Origin of the sequence: Pseudoalteromonas sp. A757 (assembly GCF_004103285.1) — a bacterium.
Taxonomy (GTDB): Bacteria; Pseudomonadota; Gammaproteobacteria; order Enterobacterales; family Alteromonadaceae; genus Pseudoalteromonas; species Pseudoalteromonas galatheae.
In genome coordinates, this window is the sequence record NZ_QNQN01000058.1 from 71,943 (window position 1) to 89,703 (window position 17,761).

Annotated in this window: 15 protein-coding genes and 1 riboswitch; of the genes, 8 read left to right on the forward strand and 7 right to left on the reverse strand. The window is 45.0% G+C overall.

The window, feature by feature from the left end:
* Positions 1-55: 55 nt before the first annotated feature.
* From ilvA to ilvG, 5 genes are all read right to left on the reverse strand, one after another.
* Positions 56-1,597, reverse strand: a complete 1,542-nt coding sequence (ilvA, locus tag DRB05_RS04460; RefSeq protein ID WP_128725865.1) for a threonine ammonia-lyase, biosynthetic — start codon at positions 1,595-1,597, stop codon at positions 56-58.
* Positions 1,598-1,599: 2 nt separating this feature from the next.
* A complete protein-coding gene (ilvD, locus tag DRB05_RS04465; RefSeq protein ID WP_128725866.1) occupies positions 1,600-3,456 on the reverse strand; it encodes a dihydroxy-acid dehydratase in 1,857 nt (618 codons plus the stop codon).
* 92 nt (positions 3,457-3,548) lie between these two features.
* A complete protein-coding gene (locus tag DRB05_RS04470) occupies positions 3,549-4,472 on the reverse strand; it encodes a branched-chain amino acid transaminase (protein ID WP_102055914.1) in 924 nt (307 codons plus the stop codon).
* Between the two features lie 20 nt (positions 4,473-4,492).
* Complete coding sequence (gene ilvM, locus DRB05_RS04475) at positions 4,493-4,735, reverse strand: acetolactate synthase 2 small subunit (protein WP_010376329.1); 243 nt, start codon at positions 4,733-4,735, stop codon at positions 4,493-4,495.
* Positions 4,732-6,393, reverse strand: a complete 1,662-nt coding sequence (gene ilvG, locus DRB05_RS04480; RefSeq protein ID WP_128725867.1) for an acetolactate synthase 2 catalytic subunit — start codon at positions 6,391-6,393, stop codon at positions 4,732-4,734. Before ilvG ends, ilvM begins: the two co-directional genes overlap by 4 nt.
* A 528-nt stretch (positions 6,394-6,921) precedes the next feature.
* On the opposite strand from ilvG, the gene DRB05_RS04490 reads away from it, so the two are divergent.
* On the forward strand, positions 6,922-7,797 hold the full coding sequence (locus DRB05_RS04490; RefSeq protein WP_128725868.1) for a TraB/GumN family protein: 876 nt from the start codon (positions 6,922-6,924) through the stop codon (positions 7,795-7,797).
* A gap of 158 nt (positions 7,798-7,955) precedes the next feature.
* The gene (locus DRB05_RS04495) at positions 7,956-8,573 is read left to right on the forward strand and encodes a hypothetical protein (RefSeq protein WP_128725869.1); all 618 of its coding nucleotides are present in this window, start codon (positions 7,956-7,958) and stop codon (positions 8,571-8,573) included.
* Here the strand turns inward: DRB05_RS04495 and DRB05_RS04500 are convergent.
* Positions 8,559-10,268 carry a response regulator gene (locus tag DRB05_RS04500; protein WP_240036201.1) on the reverse strand — a complete coding sequence of 570 codons (1,710 nt, stop codon included), beginning with the start codon at positions 10,266-10,268 and terminating at the stop codon, positions 8,559-8,561. The genes DRB05_RS04495 and DRB05_RS04500 overlap by 15 nt on opposite strands.
* 157 nt (positions 10,269-10,425) lie before the next feature.
* A riboswitch (Lysine riboswitch) is annotated at positions 10,426-10,603 on the forward strand.
* Positions 10,604-10,718: 115 nt separating this feature from the next.
* Between DRB05_RS04500 and dapA the strand changes: the two genes are divergently transcribed.
* From dapA to DRB05_RS04525, 5 genes are all read left to right on the forward strand, one after another.
* Positions 10,719-11,603 (forward strand): 4-hydroxy-tetrahydrodipicolinate synthase, encoded by an 885-nt coding sequence (dapA, locus tag DRB05_RS04505; protein WP_128725871.1) that lies wholly within the window; start codon positions 10,719-10,721, stop codon positions 11,601-11,603.
* A gap of 10 nt (positions 11,604-11,613) precedes the next feature.
* Positions 11,614-12,354: a 2,3,4,5-tetrahydropyridine-2,6-dicarboxylate N-succinyltransferase gene (locus DRB05_RS04510; RefSeq protein WP_128725872.1), complete on the forward strand. Its 741-nt coding sequence runs from the start codon at positions 11,614-11,616 to the stop codon at positions 12,352-12,354.
* On the forward strand, positions 12,354-13,559 hold the full coding sequence (locus tag DRB05_RS04515; RefSeq protein WP_128725873.1) for a PLP-dependent decarboxylase: 1,206 nt from the start codon (positions 12,354-12,356) through the stop codon (positions 13,557-13,559). The genes DRB05_RS04510 and DRB05_RS04515 overlap by 1 nt, the downstream gene beginning before the upstream one ends.
* A gap of 2 nt (positions 13,560-13,561) precedes the next feature.
* Positions 13,562-14,674, forward strand: a complete 1,113-nt coding sequence (locus DRB05_RS04520) for a M14 family metallopeptidase (protein WP_128725874.1) — start codon at positions 13,562-13,564, stop codon at positions 14,672-14,674.
* 211 nt (positions 14,675-14,885) lie between these two features.
* Positions 14,886-15,908: a phospholipase A gene (locus tag DRB05_RS04525; RefSeq protein ID WP_128725875.1), complete on the forward strand. Its 1,023-nt coding sequence runs from the start codon at positions 14,886-14,888 to the stop codon at positions 15,906-15,908.
* Positions 15,909-15,981: 73 nt separating this feature from the next.
* Here DRB05_RS04525 and DRB05_RS04530 read toward each other — a convergent pair whose 3' ends face one another.
* Positions 15,982-16,881 carry a bifunctional GNAT family N-acetyltransferase/hotdog fold thioesterase gene (locus tag DRB05_RS04530; protein WP_010607756.1) on the reverse strand — a complete coding sequence of 300 codons (900 nt, stop codon included), beginning with the start codon at positions 16,879-16,881 and terminating at the stop codon, positions 15,982-15,984.
* Positions 16,882-17,054: 173 nt separating this feature from the next.
* Between DRB05_RS04530 and DRB05_RS04535 the strand changes: the two genes are divergently transcribed.
* Positions 17,055-17,744, forward strand: a complete 690-nt coding sequence (locus DRB05_RS04535) for an SAM-dependent methyltransferase (protein ID WP_128725876.1) — start codon at positions 17,055-17,057, stop codon at positions 17,742-17,744.
* Positions 17,745-17,761: the final 17 nt, after the last annotated feature.

Below are 17,761 nucleotides of genomic sequence, written 5' to 3' on the forward strand. Positions count from 1 at the left end.
TTTTAGCTGATAATATCTAACTATAGTTTAAGGCACTCAGGCTGCCATTAGATTTTCATCCAGCCTTTTGCTTTTGCAGTTGCTCACCATGCAAAAAACGCGTAAAACACGGGTTATCTGTTTCTTCTTGAAACTGATACGCTAACTTTGCAAGATGTTCATCAAAGCGCTCATAATCACTAAGCTCTACTTCAAAAGCGGCCAACACATTACCTTGTGCCGCGCCGTGATTGCGATAATGAAATAAAGTAATATTCCAATTACAGCCTAACATGTCTAAAAAGCGCGCTAATGCGCCTGGGTATTCAGGAAATTCAAACCGTAACAAACGTTCATTCATGACGCTCGGCGGTTTGCCGCCTACCATATACCTCACATGTAACTTTGCCAACTCGTTATCTGATAAGTCATCAAACAGGTAGCCATTTTGATGCAACGAGGCAGTCAACTCAGTTAGCTCTTGCTGACCATTTCTAAGCCCAACACCAACAAAAATTTGCGCTTCGCCACAGCCGGCATAGCGGTAGTTAAACTCAGTGATTGCTCTACCACCAAGAGAGTGACAAAAACGCTTAAAGCTGCCTTTCTCTTCAGGGATAGTCACCCCGAGCAATGCTTCATGTTTAGCACCTAGCGCCGTTCTTTCGGCGATATACCTCAACCGATCGAAGTTTAAATTAGCGCCTGACAAGATAGCCGCAACACTCAGCCCCTTTTCACCCGTTTGCGTGAGCCATTTCTTCAAACCCGCGGTTGATAACGCACCGGAAGGCTCTGCAGTTGCTCTCGTCTCAACAAAAATATCTTGAACCGCCGCACAAATTTCATCGGCATTAACCGTAACGACTTCGTCGCAAAACTTTTGTGCTAACCGAAAAGTTTCTGTACCAATAAGCTTTACCGCCACGCCGTCCGCAAAACCACCGACTCGCTCAAGTTCCACGGGCTTTCCAGCTTCAAGCGCGGCTTTAAGGCATGCGCTGTCCTCAGCTTCTACTCCAATAATACGGATATCAGGACGAAGTGACTTCAAATACACTGCCATTCCCGCAAGCAAACCACCACCTCCTACGGGAATAAATACGACGTCTAGTTCATCAAGTTGCTGAATTAACTCTCGCGCCACCGTACCTTGGCCGATAATCACATCTTTATCATCAAATGGCGGGACAAAAACACCATTTTGCGCTTCACAAAGATCTAGCGCGTACTGCTTTGCCGCATCAAAGTGATGGCCGTGTAAGATCACCTCACCACCGAGCTTACGAACCGCGTTGACCTTGATCTCTGGCGTAGTCACAGGCATTACAATGGTAGCGTGCTGACCTAGATGTGTCGCACTTAGTGCAACCCCTTGAGCATGATTACCCGCAGAAGCGGTATACACCCGCGATCCTTTCGGCAACTGGCGGAGCTTGTTATACGCACCGCGCAATTTGAAAGAATAGACCGGCTGTTGGTCCTCTCTTTTCAGCCAAATTTGGTTACCAAGCTGGGCTGACATTTGCTCTAATTGATTCACTTGCGTAATCTCGACGAGCGGTGCCACATTCGCCTGAATAATGGCTCTAAAGTAATCAAGCTCTTGGGAAACCATCGCTAGCCTAACTCCTCTAGTTTTTGTAAGTCACGTACCGCGCCTTTGTCTGCACTCGTTGCAAGCAGTGCATAAGCTTTTAGCGCGGGACTCACATAACGTTCTCTGTTAACTGGTTTGTACGCGTCTTTACCTCGGGCTAGTTGCTTTTCATGGCGCAGCGCCAACTCGGTGTCGTCCAGTTTAACGTCAATACTGCGGTTATAGATGTCGATAGCGACAACATCGCCGTTTTCAACCAGCGCCAGATTGCCACCACTGGCAGCCTCTGGTGACGCATGGCCAATAGAAAGTCCTGAAGTACCGCCAGAAAAACGACCATCGGTAAGTAAAGCGCAGTCTTTATCTAGCCCCATCGATTTAAGATAGCTAGTTGGGTACAGCATTTCTTGCATACCTGGACCACCTTTAGGCCCTTCGTAGCGAATGATCACTACATCACCTTTCTTAACTTGACCACCCAGTATTCCCTCGACGGCATCGTCTTGAGATTCAAATACTACAGCAGGCCCTGTAAAGCGCAGCATTTCATCGGCCACCCCGGCACTTTTCACGATACAACCATCAGGCGCTAAGTTACCTTTCAATACTGCAAGGCCGCCATCTTGCCTAAAGGCATGCTCAATGGAGCGAATACAGCCGCCTTCACGGTCTAAATCGAGCTCATCCCAGCGATACTCTTGGCTCATAGCTTGGGTGGTGCGGATCCCTGCAGGCCCCGCACGATAGAAAGTTTGTGCCCGTTCGTTATCACGGTCTGCGGCATTCCAGCGCGCGATAACTTCACCTAGATTTCCGCCAGCCACATGCCCTACCGACAAGTCTAATTTATCGCCTCTGGCCAGCTCGTTAAGGATGGCCATAATGCCGCCAGCACGGTGAACATCTTCAATGTGATACTGTTGTGTTGCCGGAGCAACTTTACATAAAAAGGGTGTACTACGAGATAAGCGGTCTATGTCATTCATATCAAAATCGACAAAGCCCTCTTGTGCTGCCGCCAATAAATGCAGTACGGTATTGGATGAACCGCCCATCGCGATATCTAATGTCATGGCGTTCATAAATGCGGCTTGGTTAGCAATGTTGCGTGGCAGCACTTGCTCATTGTCTTTACCATAGTACTCATCACATAAAGCCATGATGCGCTTTGCTGCGCCTAAATACAGCTGTTGGCGGTCTTTGTGTGTCGCTAGTGTTGTACCGTTACCAGGCAAGGCTAAGCCCAGCGCTTCTAAAAGACAGTTCATGGAATTGGCAGTAAACATGCCTGAACACGAACCACAAGTAGGACAAGCAGAGCGCTCTACTTGCTCAGAGTCTTCATCACTCACCGTCGGATCTGCACCTTTCACCATAGCGTCGACAAGATCCAACTTTAAATCGATATCCGCTAAACGGGTTTTTCCCGCTTCCATCGGGCCGCCGGAAACAAAGATCACCGGAATATTCAACCGCAGTGCCGCAAGTAGCATACCAGGGGTGATCTTGTCGCAGTTAGAAATACAGACCATAGCATCGGCACAATGAGCGTTAACCATGTACTCTACCGAATCAGCAATTAAGTCTCGAGACGGAAGCGAGTAAAGCATACCGCCGTGACCCATGGCGATACCATCATCAATAGCAATAGTATTAAATTCGCGAGGTACGCCGCCTGCTTCTGTTATCGCATCAGCCATCAATGCGCTAAGTTGATTGAGGTGAACATGACCCGGAACAAATTGGGTATATGAATTCACGACCGCAACGATCGGTTTATGGAAGTCACTGTCCGTCATTCCTGTTGCTCGCCACAATGCACGAGCGCCCGCGCGTTGCCTGCCCTCAGTAGTTGTCTTGCTCCGTAATTTAGCCATGTTTCACCTTTTTCTCGGTCATGCCGAGTTCCTCATTCCCACAATTTACAATACTTTTTTGTTCGGGGCGCTTGGCCCCGAGACCAATAAAATTATTCGTTTACGTACTCTAACCAGCCATTTTCATCATCAGCTTGACCTTTAACCAAAGCGAAATATGCCTGCTGTAACTCTTCCGTAATTGGACCTCTACCACCATTACCCACCGTAATTTTATCTACGCTGCGAACAGGTACTACTTCCGCTGCGGTACCAACCATAAAGAACTCATCAGCAAGATAAAGCGCTTCGCGAGCGATCGGCTCTTCACGTACTTCATAACCGCGTTTTTTCGCCAAATGGATGATAGTGTCGCGCGTAAGACCAGGTAGAATACAAGCTGTGGTTGGCGGGGTGTAAAGCACGCCTTTTTTCACAACGAATAAGTTCTCACCAGCACCTTCGCTCAGATAACCATTAACATCAAGCGCGATCCCTTCGACATAACCATTACGCTTCGCCTCACCTGAAATAAGCTGTGAAGATAAATAGTTACCACCCGCTTTAGCCGCTGTAGGCATGGTGTTTGGTGCAAGGCGGCTCCAAGAAGAAACACACACATCAACACCTTGCGCTAAGCCTTCTTCACCAAGGTACGCCCCCCATTCCATCGCAGCGACAGTCATGTCTGCACGGTGTGATTTCGGATTTAAACCAAGGCCTACATGACCCAAAAATGCAAATGGACGAAGGTAAGCATTGGTAAAGTCATTTGCACGGATCGTCTCTTTACACGCTGCAATTACTTCCTCTTGGGTAAAAGGAATTTCCATACGGTAGATCTTCGCAGAATCAAAGAGGCGCTGAATATGATCGGTTAAGCGGAAAACAGCTGGACCATTTGGCGTATCGTAAGCACGGATCCCTTCAAAAACTGAGCTGCCATAATGTAAAGCATGACTAAGCACATGAGTGGTCGCTTGAAAATAAGGAACCATTTCACCGTTATGCCAAATTACTTCTGATGTTTGTGTCATTGTTAACTACCTTAATTCTTCTAAATTGCCTGTTTCTGTAGTGTATGCAAGTCAACCGCTTGCACTTCTACTAGCTTACTCAGTTGTGAGGTTAATAAATAGATAGGTTTGTCACTATCTACCGTCATTTTGACGTGGAATAAGTCATCTTGACCTTGTAATTCCAAATTCGTTAAGCGAAATCCGCGATGTCTGGCTACGCGTAAAAAGCGCTCCACTGCGATGCTCTGTTGTTTTACTGCAACGGTTAAATGGTGTTTCATGAAAGGCTCTCCGTCATCATTTCATCATTGGCAGCACCAGGTGGAACAAGCGGCCATACGTTTTCTTTATCGTCGATACAAGCATGTAAAATATAGGGCCCTTGCGCATTCACTATGGCGTCAACGGCATCATCTACTTGGTTTGCATGAGTAATTGTCTGTCCAGGAATACCGAACACGGCAGCCAATGAGACAAAATCAGGATTGTCTGATAGGTCGGTTTCACTGTAACGACCGTCAAAAAAGAGTTGCTGCCACTGCCTCACCATGCCCAGCCTTTGGTTGTCTAATATCAATATCTTAACGGGCAGGTTATTACGGCGGATGGTTGCCAACTCTTGAATATTCATCATGATGGAGCCATCGCCAGATACCGTGATCACAGTGTTATCTGGACGTGCTATCTGTGCACCGATTGCAGCTGGTAAGCCAAATCCCATCGTGCCTGCACCACCACTACTTAAGTGATTGCTTGGATGACTGAATTTCATGTGCTGCGCTACCCACATTTGATGTTGGCCTACATCGCAGCAAACTACCGCTGTATTGGGTAGCTTTTGGCTCAGTTGATTTAACAAATACGGTGCAAATACTTTTTCGCCAGGGTAGTCATAACGCCACGCATGTTGACGTTGCAGTGCTTCGATGGTCTCTAGCCATTCGCTATTCGTAACCACGCACTCAAGTTGCGGCAATGACTGTTTTAAGTCTGCAATAAGCGAAGCGGCTGCGGGTTTTCGTTTACCCACTTCTGCAGGGTCGATATCTAAATGGATCACCTTTGCCCCTGCAGCAAACTTTGCCAAATTCCCCGTTACACGGTCATCAAATCGCGCCCCGATACATACCAACAAGTCACATTGCTGAACCGCCAGGTTCGCCGCTTGAGTACCGTGCATACCTAGCATTCCTAAGTCATAATCATAATCTGGCGTTACGCTGCCCAAAGCTTTTAGCGTCGATACGGCCGGCATATGGGTTTTTTCTAAAAATTGCATCAGCTGTGACTGTGCATCAGCGCTTTGCACGCCACCGCCAATGTAAGCAACCGGTCGTTTAGCGTCACATAATAGTTGATTGGCTTTTGCTACTTCAGTTTGCGAAACCTTCGGCTGTTCGTCTTGTGGCGCAGCAAAAGGATGAAAAGGTACTTTAGCTAACTGGATATCTTTAGGAATATCGACCAACACCGGACCGGGTCGCCCAGACTGCGCTAAGTACATGGCTTCTTGTAATACTTCAGCCAAGTCTTCCGCTCGCTCAACCATGTAGCTGTGCTTTGTACACGACAAAGACATGCCCAGTACATCCACCTCTTGAAAGGCATCCGAACCGATAGCAGCGGTCGGCACTTGCCCAGTGATAGCCAGTAGCGGAACTGAATCCATCATGGCATCAGCAAGTGCGGTGATAAGATTTGTAGCGCCAGGTCCAGATGTGGCAAAACAAACCCCAAGCTTACCTGTACTGCGAGCATACCCAACAGCAGCAAAACCAGCACCTTGCTCATGGCGAGTCAAGTAGTGCTTAACTGGCGCGCCATACAAAGCGTCATAAATGGGCATGATGGCACCACCAGGATAACCAAATACGTGTTTAACGCCTTGCTCTTCTAGCACCTTGATAACAAGTTGTGCGCCGGTTGTTGAATTGCTCATGATCTGCTCTCAGTTGCCTTTTTTATGCCCTAAAACGAAAACGCCCCCCGAACCTTTTGGTGCGGGGGGCGCTTATGCTGATACTTTTCTTACAGCACTAACTAGCCCCCGCGGTAATAATAATCACCACGTTGATAATCACGACTAGTAGAGTTGCTGTTAGTAACATTGCTTGAATTCCGTAAATTTAAACTTGGCAATCATCCAGTGTAAGTACTGCGCTGCCTCTTTTTCTATTAATACCGCGCCTTGCACACTTAAGTCAATACAAAAAACTATGCTATTTAAAATTAAAAACCTGAGTTTAACGCATAAAAAAACCAAATAACCACAATTTATAGAATCAAAACAACCACACATTTTAAAATGCGAATTTTCTATTGGTTCAGCTTCGATATAACGAAAAATTTACTTTCTCGATTTGCCTATATGAAATTTTTTCTACCGCCTACACGTACTTCATTTTTTAGTGACATTCACATTTCGATATCGCAGACTGACCCTTTACAACCAATTTGGATCATTACTATGGTTAAAGTATTTTCACCATTGTTATTTGTTTATCTTTGCTTAAGCTTTTTCAGTAATCTCGCCAACGCAGAAGTTGGCCTATGGAAAATAGAAAAAAACAACAAAACGTCGTACTTATTTGGTACCGTGCACGTCGGTGACAAACATATGCAAGGTTTACCGACCAAGGTAAAAAGCGCCATTGCGAGCAGTGATAGGGTCATGGTTGAAGTGAACTTAGAGGCACTTTCTCCATTTGCAATCCAACAGCGCTCAATGCCATTTATGTTGTTAAAAAGCAACCAAACACTAAAAGACCAACTCTCTGCAGAAGTCTATCAGAAACTACAAGATTACTTTTCCAAAAAGCAAATAGATATCGCCTTATTTGAACGCTACAAGCCATGGGCTGTTATGATAACTATGCTACAACTGGAATATCAAAAACTTGGATTTACCGATACCAATGGCATCGATAAACAAGTAATAGCCTATGCAAACGAAAAGAAGATCCCAATTGGTGAATTTGAAACCTTAGAATATCAGCTTGAAATGTTCAGTCAGCTGAGTATTCATAGTGACGCTATGCTCAAGGAAACATTTGCACAGATGTCAGATTTGAATACCTACTTCTTGGATTTAGTTTCCGCATGGCGAAGCGGCGATTTAGAAAAGTTATCCCATTACTATCAGGTAAGCTTTGCGGATGATAAGTACGGCAAATTAGCTGAACAATTGATGATCATTGAGCGCAACAATAACTGGATCGAAATGCTAAAAAAACAACTCCCTAATGAATCAACATTTATTGCCGTTGGTGCATTACATCTCGTTGAAAAATATGGCCTTGTTGAGCAGCTTAAAAATAATGGCTACTCAGTCACCCGGCTATAACGCTCAGCACTAACTTACCAAAAGGTAAGTAGTTTACTTTATGGGCGTGGAAAACAGGTACTTCCATCAACACGCCCTAAAAAATAAAAATCTTTTTAAACCTTTTCATTGTTATTTGCGACTTACCTTTCAAACACTCTCGTTGAAGGTAAAAAATAATGAAAAAATTAGCGTTAGTTGTAGCATTAACTGCTGTGGCAATCACTGCACAAGCACAAGAGTCAAAAACCATTACAGCCTCATTTCCAAGTAATAACCTAGCCGAGTTGGAAGTGGATATTGCCGTGGGCAAAATCGACCTACAAACCTACAATGGCAACACCATAGAGGTCGACATTTTGGTTGAACCGAAAGAATCAGACAGTTGGTTTGGTAAACCAGATGTGAGTGAGGCCACCCTGACCAGCGACACATCTGGGGACAAATTATCACTCGAGATCAAGTCTGATGATTACGAACTATCTTGGCAAGTTAAGGTACCGGTCAGTCTGGCCTTAGATGTAGAGGTTGGTGTTGGCAGAATTGATATTCAAGATCTTAATAATTCTGCTGATTTAGAGGTAGGCGTAGGGAAAATAAAGATTGAGACTACCGCCAGCGACTTCAAAAAGGTGTCGTTAGATTCAGGTGTTGGTAAAACGAAAATGTCAGGTTTTGGCAACGTAGAAACCTCCGAAAAAAGTATGATTGGTTCAACAACAGACTATCGTGGTCAGGGTCCGTATTCTATCGATGCAGAAGTCGGTGTAGGAAATATCCGGTTAAGACGAGACTAAGTCTCCACACTCGTCCAATAACAACGTCACTTTGTTATGCAGCACATCAGGCTGCAACGGCTTATACAAATGAGCCGTTGCCCCAAGTGCATAAATTTTATCCAAATCCTCTACATTAGTATTTGCTGTAACAACCAGAATAGGAACGATTGGATCTAGCGCTCTTATACGCTGAGTGGCTTCAAAGCCACTCATTACTGGCATATTTAAATCCATTAGCACAATATCGAACTTACCCACTTCATATACTTCAAGGGCATGCCCACCGTGTTCAACATGCGTTACTCGTTTAGCTACGGGCTGAAGCATTTTTTCAATCACGCGAGCATTTAGTAAATTATCTTCCACCAATAAAATATGAGCTGACACCTGCTCCGCCTTACGAGCAGGTGCTTGTTGACTGTCAATTTCAATGGGGACTCTCAGAGTTGCTCTCGTGCCAGCAGGCTCTTTCGCAATAAAATCTAATCGGCCGCCAAGCGCTGATGAAAGTAATTGGCAACGCTTAAGCCCTAATTGCGTGCCTTGAAAGTGCTCGCTATGCATAGATTCTCGTAACAGCTGATAGTCAAACCCAGGTCCAGTATCTTCAACTACAAACTCTAAAAATGACACATTTTCATCCACAATGAGATCTGCAAACACCTGAATACTGCCATATTCGGTAAACTTAGTTGCATTATTGACCAATTCACTGATTAACCAACTAACACGCTTACCGTCACAGTAACAAGTCACATCTAACTCGTTACTTAACGCCAGATTAAAAGCGAGAGATTTCTTGTGTGCGGTTAATTGAAAGGCAATACAGGCTGACTTTATTAGTGCGCGCAACGCGACCCGATGGCGCTCAATTACAACCTCTTGCTCGGAAAGGTTATTAAAGTCTTGAACGGAATAAAGTAATACGTCCAATTGATTTGCTGCATTTTTCACATGTTGTAATTGCTGAGAATCTTTATTATTTAGGTATTCATCCAGATACCCCTGAATGGCCTGCAATGGCGTTCTTAGCTCGTGACTGACACGCGCTAAAAATCGTGATTTTGAGTGTAATGCATCGTCGGCAAGCTTTCTTGCCGCCTCTAATTTGTCAAGTGCTTCAGCTATTTCTCGCGCCATTGGGCGAAATATAAACTTGGCTTCGATAAGCAATAGCAACAGTCCAAGCAGCCAAATTAACAGCTCTATTTTCCTCACCATCTCTGTTTTACTTCGCGCGTGCTGCTCGAACAGTGTAACGGCATTATCAAGATTTGGAAGTAAGTGCTGAGATGCGATAAAAATTTGCGCCACTAATTGAGGAGCTGGTTGCTGTAATTGTGACCTTGCCAAGGTAATAAAAGCTTTACTCTGAACATCTAACTGCACAGGTCCTTGATAGTAAAATACTTCGAGGGCTTCATTTAAATAAACCGCCTCACCACGCTCTATTTTGGTTAAAAAGTCATGATTACTCTCAAATTTGTCAATCGCTTGGCGCAGTGCTTCACTATCTCTTTTATCCTCTTGTGCACTAAAAAGTGCGATACGCTGAGACAACATCCGCTGCATACCTGCAATATTAATTACCCGTGCGTCTTGGCTCTGTTGATACAGTAGATACTGCATTACCCCCATCGCCATCGATAACAAAATAGCCATAGCTAATAATGCCCCGATATAACGATTTTTAACTTTATTTATTAACGACATATTTTTGTTTTTCATCTCATAGCGTTGTCTCAGCCGCAATCTTAAGTGTAGTTAACAATCGCATTATTTACAGCCCAATACTTGACACCTAGACGGCCAAAATGTTTCAATGCGCGCTCACCCTATTTAGATAGTTTGATGCTACGGCGTCAAACTGAGGGCTGGAAGAGGTGCGTTATTCAGGTAACTAAGTGAAGGAGAGCAAACTCCGTTGCAGCTTAGTGAGGGGAATACACGCCGAGAAATTGAGTACTTTTTGCTAATACTCGTTTCGGGCGACTGGGCTGAATCCCAGCGACTGTCACCAACATACTTGGTGGAGAGCTTCTGGTCTTAGAAAAATAAGGCCATTGGCTGCCTTATCCTTTTTAAGTCCATTGCTCTTCGAATTTTAACGGTTCGAAGTTTGGACACCCTCCTAACTCCGAACATGATTTAAGTTCGGTAGAGATGAAATCACAATTCAACTTATCTGACTATCCACTGTGGACGGCCTTAGTAACACCTTTTGATGCTGAAAATCAGGTTGATTTTCACGTGTTAACGGCGCTTGTACGCGATCAAGAGCGGGCTCGTAACGGCATTCTTTTACTTGGCAGTACCGGCGAAGGCTTGGCGCTCACCCAGCAAGAGCAGCAACAAATCGTTGAGTTTGTTTGCCAGCTCGCGCCAAGCGTACCACTCATGATTGCCGTTGGCGGCAGTAATCTTGAGCAGCAGGTACAGTGGGTGCGCTTCTGTAATACGCAGCCCATTCATGCACTTTTGCTTGGCTCACCAATCTACGCAAAGCCCGGCAAAGTCGGTCTGGCACATTGGTTTAGCACACTACTTGATGAAAGTCACAATCCTTGCATGCTCTACAACGTACCTGGTCGCAGTGCCGTTGCTATCGCTCCTGAACTACTCGGCGAGCTAGCTTGCCACCCTAATCTGTGGGCACTAAAAGAAGCCAGTGGTGATATTGCCACCTTTGAAGCATTTCGTCAGGCAGCGCCTGATGTCGCAATCTATAGCGGCGAAGATGGCTTAATGCCCTACTTTGCACAAGCTGGTGCAACGGGTCTAGTGTCTGTCGCAGCAAACGCATGGCCGCAGCAAACCGCGGAATTTGTAAGGCGCTCGTTAAGCGGCACTTCTCCTAATTTATTTACCATCTGGTCAGAAGCTGCAAATAGCTTATTTGCAGTGGCAAATCCTATTCCGGTCAAAGTGTTAATGCATTTACAGGGCAAGCTCACAAGTCCTAACTTGCGCCCGCCACTGACACATTTAGAACTCACCCATACCGATGCGATCACTCGCGCGAACGAAACGATTTTATCTTGGAACTAAGGCAGTAAATATGAGCTGGTTAACTCTACTAAACGATTTAGAAAATGGCACAGTACGTGCTGCAACACAGGATGAGCAAGGCCATTGGCATGCTAACGTAGAAGTCAAACAAGGGATCCTTGAGGCATTTAGAAATGGCGTAAATACGGAATTCCCAGGTGGATTTGTTGATAAGGATAACTTAGCACCACGCGGATTTGCTGCCCAAGATGGCGTTCGTATGGTTCCTGGCGGAAGCAGTGTAAGACGTGGCGCTTACGTCGCAGCGGGCACAATCATTATGCCACCGGCTTATGTCAACATTGGTGCCTATATTGATTCAGGTACTATGGTAGATAGTCATGCGTTGGTTGGTTCTTGCGCGCAAATTGGTAAAAATGTCCACCTTAGCGCAGCGGTGCAAGTGGGTGGTGTATTAGAACCAGTTGGAGCAAGCCCTGTTGTTGTTGAAGACGATGCCTTTATTGGTGCCGGCTGTGTATTGGTTGAAGGAGTTGTTGTTAAACGCGGTGCCGTATTAGCACCGGGTGTGCGCCTTTCAGCAAGTATTCCTGTCTATGACTGCGTGAACGAGCGCTTACTTGACAAAGGTGAAGCCATCCCTGAAAACGCGATAGTGATCCCGGGCTCCCGTCCAGCCTCAAGTGAGTGGGCACGAAAGCAAGAACTAAGTATGTCATGCGCACTTATCGTAAAATACCGTGATGAACAAAGTGATGCATCACTGGCGCTGGAAGAGGTTTTACGCTAATGACTTGGTTGAGCACGTCACAGCGAACCGCAGCTGAGGCATTGATCCAGCAACAGGACACGCCTCTCTTTTGCTACGATTTAGATAAGCTAAGTGCGCATGTTAAGCCCTTAGTTGATCAGCAAATCGTTAGGCTTTGGTATGCCGTAAAAGCGAATCCGCTATCACATATCATTCAAACCCTAGATGACGCTGGGTTTAACTTTGATGTGGCATCTAGCGGCGAGCTTGATCAGGTGTTATCTCAAGGGATCGCACCTGAGCGCGTGCTCAACACCGGCCCTGCCAAATCACTTAAGCAGATCCGTCATTTTGCAACACAAGGCGTACGTATTTTCGTGGCTGAAAGTCACAATCAAGTACGCTGGTTAAATCAAGTAGCCGAAGAGTTTGAGCTTCAATTTGAAGTTTTACTGCGGGTGCAGTTACGCTTTGATAAAGCAGAGCACAATCCACTTGGTGGCAATACACTGACTCCTTTTGGTCTCGGTGCTGAGCAATGGCAAGCCCTAACTTTAAGTGACTACACCCACCTAGATTTTGTCGGACTGCATATTTTCCAGTGGGGGAATATGCTCTGTAGCGATACACTCGCTGAACTTTGGCAGGCTATGGTTGCACCTTTAGTTCAGCTCGCTGCTGATTTAGATATTACTCTAAAGGTACTCGACTTAGGTGGTGGTCTTGGCATCCCCTATGATAGGCAAAGTCCTTCTCTCGATTGGCAGAAATTATTAGACACGCTCGCATCGATAAAATCCGCCACGCAAGTGGAAGAATTATGGATGGAATTAGGCCGCTATGCGGTTGGCGAATGTGGTTTTTATCTCAACCCTGTGGTGGAACAAAAGCAAAACTACGGTGAACAACAACTGATTGTCGCAGGCGGTGTCAACCATCTGTTGCGTCCAGCCGTTACCGGACAAGCGTTCCCAGCTGAATTGTTACGCCAGTCTCAAGCTGAGGTCACAGACTTTCATATTCATGGCCCACTTTGTACGGCGCTGGATAAATTAGGCACCCTACACTTACCAAGCGACAGTAGCGAGGGCGATTGGCTTGTTTTCAGTCAATGTGGTGCCTACGGCTACACCGAAAGTATGCCGTTCTTTTTATGTCATGAGCTCCCAGCAGAGTACATCATCTCAGCTGGAGAAATCAGCTGTGTCCGTGAAGCTGAGCCCGCTTCAAGTTATTTGAGGTAAACATGAATACCATTACACAACAACATATTCAGGTTGGTGAAATTGCCAATGGTCTGCCTTTGACTATTCCAGTCTATCGCATCAAAGGCGATGGCAGTGGGCCTAAGGTGTATATTCAAGCGAATATGCATGGCGCCGAGGTGCAAGGTAATGCAGTGATTTATCAACTGCTGGAACAGTTGAAGCAATTGTCATTAAAAGCGGACATCACCCTAGTGCCTTACGCAAACCCGATTGGTTGTAATCAGAAGTCTGGTGAGTTTACCTTAGGTCGTTTCGATCCAATTACGGGCACGAATTGGAATCGGATGTACATCAACCATTCCGCGTTGGTTACCGAGTTTGTGGAGCAAAACCCGACGCTTTCAATCACAGAAATCGCTCAGCAATTTCGCCAACGATTAGTTGAGCGCACCCAAACACTACTTGATGGGCCCTTAGATAGGTTGACGACAGGTAAGCGCATCGCCTTGAATTTACAGCGTCTAGCTCACGAGGCTGACATTGTTTTAGACCTTCATACGGGGCCAATTTCAGCAAAACACCTGTATTGCCCTGAGTATGCAAAAAACAGCGCTCGATATTTTGATATTCCACATGTGTTGCTTATTCCGAGTGACTTTGATGGAGCCATGGATGAAGCCAGTTTTTGTCCATGGTGGAACTTGCAGCAAGCCTATCAGGCTATAGGCCGAGAGATCCCAGTATTAACTGAAGCGTTTACGGTTGAGCTTGGCTCTCAAGAAAAAATTGATTTAGCGGAAGCATTGAATGACGCTAATAGCATTTTGAGCTACCTGAACCATAAAGAGGCCTTTCAAGATGCACACTTTATGCCGCAAGACATCACCCGTTACGTCTGTCGACTAGAAAATTATCGCGCCTTTTATGCCCCAATGGGTGGTATGGTGGAATATACAGCAAAGCTTGGAGAACATATTAAGGCGGGTCAAACCATTGCTAAAATTCTCAGAATGGAGCGCTATTTATCAGAAGCTCCCTTAAATGAGATCAAGTTAGACGAAGATGCCATCGCCATTTTGCACTTTGCGTCTGCTAGCGTGAATCAAGGCACTGAGCTTTATAAGTTTTTTACTCAAGTTGAAACGCTTTAACTTGAGTACTTAAGTTGCGTGAGAGTAAGTCAAAGCAAATAAGCTCTACTTATTTAGCTTAACGCTTACTAAGGTATGGCGGCGATAGCCGCCACCTTTTTTATTTGTACCTATTTTTCTTTCTGACATTTTTGACCTTCGAGATTCATTTCCCTTTCATTATCATTAGTTAATAATGTAATCAATTGTACTTACTCTCGGCGCATACAGGATGAAACTTACACACTTATCAATACCGGCTTTAGCCTTGCTTACCTTGCCACTTTACGCTCAAGAAGCCCAACAGGAAGATGAAATCGATTTAGTCAAACAGTGCGTACTAAACGCAGTATTGACTGGAGAAAAAGATAAAACCATTGAGCAAGTCCGTACAGAGTGTGCCGAGGCTGATGCAGATAAAACCCTAAGCCAATTAGATAAACGCATGGCGCGTGAACGCGTAACAGAAAAAAACCGTAACGTATTAACACCACATAAGCGTAACTATATTTTGCCAGTTTCTTATATGACCAACGTCAACAGCAGACCATTCGACGGTCTAAAAGCTATTGACGATGAAGACGGCGAGCCAATCGACAACTTTGAAGCCAAATACCAAATCTCGTTAAAAGCGCCTATTTATAAAAGCTTTTCGGATAAAGATCAGGCAATCTATTTTGCTTTTACACTGCAATCGTATTGGCAGCTGTACAACAAAGATGTGTCTTCGCCATTTCGTGAAACCAACTATGAACCAGAAATCTTTTGGATTAATTTTTTAGATGATGAAAACGTGCTGTGGGGCGATGAGATGGCCTTTGTACTTGGGGTTTCCCACCAATCGAACGGACGCAGTCAACCAAACTCCCGCTCTTGGAATCGTATCTATGCGAATTTTATCTGGGAAAACCGAGGTTTTGTATTCAGCTTTAAGCCTTGGTATCGCTTACCTGAAGATGACAAAGATGATGCGTTAGATCCGCGAGGAGACGACAACCCAAACATAGACAAATATTTAGGTAACTTCGAGTTTAGTGGCGTATATCGTCATGAAGAACATGAGTTTGGCTTTATGTGGCGCAATAACTTAAGCAGCGATAATCGTGGAGCAATTCAGTTAGACTGGTCATTCCCAATTTGGGGAAGACTGCGTGGTTATGCACAATACTTTAACGGCTACGGCGAAAGCTTAATAGACTACAACACACATACCCAAAGGCTCGGTATTGGCGTGCTGCTCACTGATATTCTTTAAGCACATTCAAATACGAAAAAAGCTCTGAACACTCAGAGCTTTTTCATTTGGGAAGCTGAAAATAATTCTCTACTTATTGCGGTTTAATCACCACAAACTGCCCCTCAAATTTAGCAACTAACATGTCACCATCATAAACATTCACTGGCACCACATATTTTGCTTTGCCTGCCGTCTCTAGCGCTTGTAATTCACCTTCGCAGTCCGCAATAGTAACCGTTGCCGCTGGAGCAGTGGTTAAAGGTTTTAGATATTTAATATTGGCATCAGCTAACACAATATCTCCCTCTAACCCGAGTTCCTTAAGTGCTAAATAAGTCGCTCCCCAACCCGTTAACGTCGCCATGCTATATATAGAGCCTGCAAACATCGAGTTGTGTAAGTTAAGGTTCGCTTTTAAGTCAGCCTTAGTGGAAAACTGCCAGTCTGTATAACTTTCTACTTTAATCCCCATCGCATCACTGATTGGAATAGACTCCCGCCAAGTATTTTGTAATACATGGGTCCAATCTGGCTGCCTAAACCAGCCCGGCTCCGTAGGACGTTGTTTTACCATTTTCCAGTGCTGCACATCACCATAGGCTAAGTGTGCCTTTTCAACCACTTGATAGCCATGGCGCTCGTAAAATGATAACGCACGCTCACGAGCGTACAAAACCAGCTCTTCTGCTTTTTGCGTCCACGCAATAACTTCCAGCTCATGAAGCAAACGGCTACCTAAATGATGACCTCGATGCCCCTCTGCAACGGCCATATAGCGTACTTGTGCTTGCTTATGATTGTTAAAATGGAGCCTAGCTACGCCTAGCACTTCACCATCATTATTTTTAATGTAGCGATGTTCAGCTTCTTGTTCTAAATCATCCTGTTCGCTGCCACGAGGTTGATCCCATGGCGCTCTTAACACCTGCCAGCGTAACTGGTAATAAGCTTGCCAATCTTCGCTGCTTTGTGGTGAAGTTACCTCAAACATCACTGACTCCTGTTTTGTTATTAGCCTGTTAAACGACTTTAAATCTAGTACGGATACACCCTACAAGATAAGCTCAGTGTAGGGAATAAAATGCGCCAAAACACTTATCCTTTGGTGTAAAAACTGGTGGACAAGCTGGCATTCACAAAATCCTCGTCTATGCTGATGTTATCATGGGAGAATTTATCACGCATTCAGGCACTATCAGCAACGATTTTGTGGACCGGAGCCACCAGCTAGGACACTTGCTATATTGGCATAAACAAGGCAGAAATAGCATCCAAGTGCGACAAGAGAAATCGTTAAGATGGCTTCTGATAAACAACACATTACAATCCGTTGTGGAGTTAAACCACCCGGAGCACTTGTTATTTCCTCATTTAAAAACATTCGCGAGTCGCTGGCAGCAAGTCACCCCGCCAACCAGCGTACTGGAGCTGGGTCTTGGCGCAGGTGCAATCCGTGATTACCTCAATGCCACTTATCCAAATTGTCACATAACCACTGTAGATAACAACCCAGATGTGATCCATTGTTACAAACGCTATTTTGGTGGCGACCCTTTGTGCGATGTTAATTGTGTTGATGTATTTAAAGCGTTGCAACAAGGCAAACGCTACGATTGGATTGTGCTCGATTTATTTAGCGAACTTGAGCCTCCCATCTTCTTGTTTCAGCATCAGTTTTATCGCCTGCTCAGAGCTGCTATTAATGATGGGGGCCGACTGTATATCAACTTTTTAACTGAGCATGAGTCGCAGCTCAAGCAACTTCAACACTTACTAATTACCAACTTTGGTAAAAAGCCCTTTATCGAAAAGGTGCCGGACTACGCCAATATGATTATCGAAGTTAAACGCTAGCATTTGTTGGTCTTAAG

What these genes read in the sequence shown, in the direction of transcription:
- ilvA (WP_128725865.1), bottom strand. Translation starts at nt 1,597, where the DNA reads ATGGTTTCCCAAGAGCTTGATTACTTTAGAGCCATTATTCAGGCGAAT.
- ilvD (WP_128725866.1), bottom strand. Translation starts at nt 3,456, where the DNA reads ATGGCTAAATTACGGAGCAAGACAACTACTGAGGGCAGGCAACGCGCG.
- DRB05_RS04470 (WP_102055914.1), bottom strand. Translation starts at nt 4,472, where the DNA reads ATGACACAAACATCAGAAGTAATTTGGCATAACGGTGAAATGGTTCCT.
- ilvM (WP_010376329.1), bottom strand. Translation starts at nt 4,735, where the DNA reads ATGAAACACCATTTAACCGTTGCAGTAAAACAACAGAGCATCGCAGTG.
- ilvG (WP_128725867.1), bottom strand. Translation starts at nt 6,393, where the DNA reads ATGAGCAATTCAACAACCGGCGCACAACTTGTTATCAAGGTGCTAGAA.
- DRB05_RS04490 (WP_128725868.1), top strand. Translation starts at nt 6,922, where the DNA reads ATGGTTAAAGTATTTTCACCATTGTTATTTGTTTATCTTTGCTTAAGC.
- DRB05_RS04495 (WP_128725869.1), top strand. Translation starts at nt 7,956, where the DNA reads ATGAAAAAATTAGCGTTAGTTGTAGCATTAACTGCTGTGGCAATCACT.
- DRB05_RS04500 (WP_240036201.1), bottom strand. Translation starts at nt 10,268, where the DNA reads ATGTCGTTAATAAATAAAGTTAAAAATCGTTATATCGGGGCATTATTA.
- dapA (WP_128725871.1), top strand. Translation starts at nt 10,719, where the DNA reads ATGAAATCACAATTCAACTTATCTGACTATCCACTGTGGACGGCCTTA.
- DRB05_RS04510 (WP_128725872.1), top strand. Translation starts at nt 11,614, where the DNA reads ATGAGCTGGTTAACTCTACTAAACGATTTAGAAAATGGCACAGTACGT.
- DRB05_RS04515 (WP_128725873.1), top strand. Translation starts at nt 12,354, where the DNA reads ATGACTTGGTTGAGCACGTCACAGCGAACCGCAGCTGAGGCATTGATC.
- DRB05_RS04520 (WP_128725874.1), top strand. Translation starts at nt 13,562, where the DNA reads ATGAATACCATTACACAACAACATATTCAGGTTGGTGAAATTGCCAAT.
- DRB05_RS04525 (WP_128725875.1), top strand. Translation starts at nt 14,886, where the DNA reads ATGAAACTTACACACTTATCAATACCGGCTTTAGCCTTGCTTACCTTG.
- DRB05_RS04530 (WP_010607756.1), bottom strand. Translation starts at nt 16,881, where the DNA reads ATGTTTGAGGTAACTTCACCACAAAGCAGCGAAGATTGGCAAGCTTAT.
- DRB05_RS04535 (WP_128725876.1), top strand. Translation starts at nt 17,055, where the DNA reads ATGGGAGAATTTATCACGCATTCAGGCACTATCAGCAACGATTTTGTG.